This is a genomic window from Microcystis sp. LEGE 08355, from assembly GCF_015207185.1.
Classification (GTDB): Bacteria; Cyanobacteriota; Cyanobacteriia; order Cyanobacteriales; family Microcystaceae; genus Microcystis; species Microcystis panniformis.
On record NZ_JADEXI010000534.1, the window covers coordinates 1 to 3,190 of the forward strand.

The 3,190-nt window shown below is 42.7% G+C and carries 4 protein-coding genes; all 4 read left to right on the forward strand.

Going from position 1 to position 3,190, the window contains the following annotated elements:
- Positions 1-252, forward strand: a 252-nt coding sequence (gene gatC / locus IQ242_RS20595; protein WP_193961235.1) for an Asp-tRNA(Asn)/Glu-tRNA(Gln) amidotransferase subunit GatC, incomplete at its 5' end; no start/stop codon positions are given.
- A gap of 126 nt (positions 253-378) precedes the next feature.
- On the forward strand, positions 379-780 hold the full coding sequence (locus IQ242_RS20600) for a phosphomannose isomerase type II C-terminal cupin domain (protein WP_002770115.1): 402 nt from the start codon (positions 379-381) through the stop codon (positions 778-780).
- Between the two features lie 694 nt (positions 781-1,474).
- Entirely contained in the window at positions 1,475-1,846 is a 372-nt protein-coding gene (locus IQ242_RS20605) for a hypothetical protein (RefSeq protein ID WP_002760125.1), read from the forward strand.
- 502 nt (positions 1,847-2,348) lie between these two features.
- Positions 2,349-3,182 carry a nucleoside triphosphate pyrophosphohydrolase gene (gene mazG, locus IQ242_RS20610; protein WP_193961236.1) on the forward strand — a complete coding sequence of 278 codons (834 nt, stop codon included), beginning with the start codon at positions 2,349-2,351 and terminating at the stop codon, positions 3,180-3,182.
- Positions 3,183-3,190: the final 8 nt, after the last annotated feature.

Genomic DNA, 3,190 nt, shown 5'->3' on the forward strand with positions numbered 1-3,190 from the left:
TTAGAGATTAATAGCGGCGAAGAAGAACAATTTGCCCTGCAATTAAGCGGAATCCTCGATTATTTCGAGCAGTTAAGCGAATTAGACACGGAAAATGTGCCACCCACCACGCGAGCGATCGAAATTCAAAATATCACTCGCGCCGATGGTAATAGACTTTATCCCGATCACGAGGTCTTAGTGCAGGAATCGCCGGCTCCAGAAGGGGATTATTTCCGGGTTCCCCGTATTCTCAACACCGACGAAGAGTGAATTAGTGATCAGTGATCAGATGTGAGTTTTCGGTTTACTGTTTACTGATCACTGATTTAGATGCCATCTAGGGTTTTTGCTGCTATCTTGGACTAAAATCAGACCTAGCAATGGAGACATAATATAATGATCGCATCTCAAGATGTGGTACCATTTCAGCTTATTTCGAGCGTAGAATCGGCAGCAACAGAATTTAGGCCTTGGGGTTCTTTCACGACTCTAGAAGAAGGTCTTGGTTATAAAATCAAGCGAATTGAAGTGAATCCGGGTCATCGTCTCAGTTTACAGATGCACTACCATCGCAGTGAACACTGGATTGTGGTTTCGGGAACGGCAAAAGTCACCTGTGGAGATAACGAAGAAATTCTCGGAGCCAATCAGTCCACTTATGTGCCGCAGTGTACGGCTCACCGTCTGGAAAACCCCGGGGTGATCAAATTGGTGTTAATTGAAGTGCAGAATGGGGAGTATTTAGGAGAGGATGATATAGTCCGTTTTCAGGATGATTATGCTCGCCATCAGAGCTAAGACCGTGTTTAGGGAGACAGAAAGGCAAGAAACTATATTTTCGCTCCAAAAACCTTTTGAGGTTAGTCTGCCTGACTGTCTTCCCTGCTCTCAAGGCTCCTCAAGTTCTAGAAAAATTTTCTTTTCGGGCCGGGTAGCGGTTTTCGTCCATGGCAGAAAAATAAACTTCCCCTAGGCCCTGTGTGGGAAGCTTGAGGAAAGCTGGGCTAGGGGAAATAATTTATTCCTTTGCTGGATTAACTTTAGCATATAACTCTCATTTGTCAGGACTATAACAGCCAGATGTCAATTCTGTGACAAATGCGAGTTTTCAGTTTACTGATTGCTGGTGACTGATTACTGGTTACTGTCCTCCACTTATTTTCTGAGAATTCTAGAGGTACTTGTAAAGATTTGTTACAAGGAGACGAGGAAAAATCTGCGGACAGGGAGACAAGAAAGGATTATCGACGGGGATCAAGGATTTCAGTAGGAAATTGGATTGGGGATCAAGGGAAACCGATTGTAAAGTTTTCGATACATCTCGCCGATTCTTGTAATAGTTCGATACATATAACATAGATAATCAGCGATGATTGTAAATTTATATTGCGAATAGCTCATCTTCTTCGGTGTTTTCCCTATACTGGTTCTCATCAACTTTGAGCCGACGTGCAGAAAAGTTAGACCACCAAGTTTGTAAGAGGTCAGGAAGATGCAATTAACCGCAAGAAATAACTGGGGCCACGTTTCTTTAGCAATGCTAAAAAGCTTTCTTCTCTGGAGTTTCGTCCTCACTGTCTGTTTATTAGTAGTGGGATTTCCTTTAGTAGTATTAATGATGACAGTGGGAGCATTGTCGGCGATTATCTTACAGTCGGTTTTACCGGTTAGTTCCGTGCTTTTAGTGGCGGGAATGATTATTGGCATCAATATTTTGGCTATCCTAATTAGTGCCGCTTTGTTAGCAGCAAAAGGTGTTCATCCCCATGAAGTTAGCTGGTTGCACTGGTTACACGGTGAGGCAAAAACTTCTCATCAAGCTGTTTATGCTTCTTGTCCCCTAACTTGCGGGATGATTCATTAAATCTGATTTTCTTACAGTGGAATTACTTACCTTTTTTCTATTTAGATTTATTTAAGTTTTCAACTGCTTTATCGGTTGACTATACAGATTCCAAGCTAGTGCAACCCGGTTTTACCGGGTTTTTTCATCGTTATTTAGCTAAAGCAGTTATCTGAATGGTGAGGTACGAAGTTTTCGTTTTGGGGGGTAGGTCTTCGCTCAAATTAGGTTAAACTTCATCTATTATGAGAAAGGCTGTGACTGAATATTAGGAAGATAGGGAGATGAGTAGGTGGGTGGAATTAAATATAAGATGAACGTAGGTTGGGTTGAAGCATGAAACCCAACGCTCGATTATGTTACGCTACCGCTAACCCATCCTACAAATAATTGTACTAGGAAATTTATTTTGCAAGACTACTTAAACAGTAATCAGTTAACTGAAAACTCACATCTGATAACTGATCACTGATAACTGATCACTGATAACCGGTATAATGGGCGAGAAAACCGGAAAAAATCGATGTCTAGCCTTCCAGAAAACGACAATCCCCGCTACAAGGCCATCTTAGCGGCATTAAACCATTTAATCAGCGTTGTTGCCCGTTTACGAGACCCAGAAAGCGGCTGTCCTTGGGATTTAGCCCAAACCCCGGCAACCCTGATTCCCTACGTTATCGAGGAAGCTTATGAGGTGGTAGCGGCGATTAAAAGCGGTGATAAAACTGCCATTGCTGAGGAATTAGGCGATTTACTGCTACAGGTGGTTTTACAAGCCCAAATTGCCAGTGATGAGGGTAATTTTAGCCTAGAAGAAGTAGCTAGAGGCATCACTGATAAATTAATTCGTCGTCATCCCCACGTTTTCGGGGATCTATCCCTAGAAAATCCCGAACAGGTGCGTCAAAATTGGGAGAAAATCAAAGCTGAGGAAAAAAATGACCCGACTATTAGTGGCAAATTAACCCGTTATGGCCAAACTTTACCACCCTTGATCGGGGCGATGAAAATTTCTCGGCAAGCGGCGCGAGTCGGTTTTGAGTGGGAAAATATCGCGGGAGTCTGGGAAAAATTTGGCGAAGAGTTGGCAGAATGGCAAGAGTCCCTAGAATCGGGCGATAAAGAGCATCAACAGGCCGAATTAGGCGATTTACTCTTTACTATTGTCAATCTTGCTCGCTGGTATAATTTAGACCCCAGTATCGCTTTACAAGAGACTAATCTGCGTTTTATTCAACGTTTTTCCCTAGTGGAATCTGTGGCGGAAAAGCCTCTTCATGACTATACACTAGAGGAATTAACAGTTTTCTGGCAGCAAGCGAAAGCTAAGTTAAACCAACCATCATCTGGGCAATAATGCAAGAG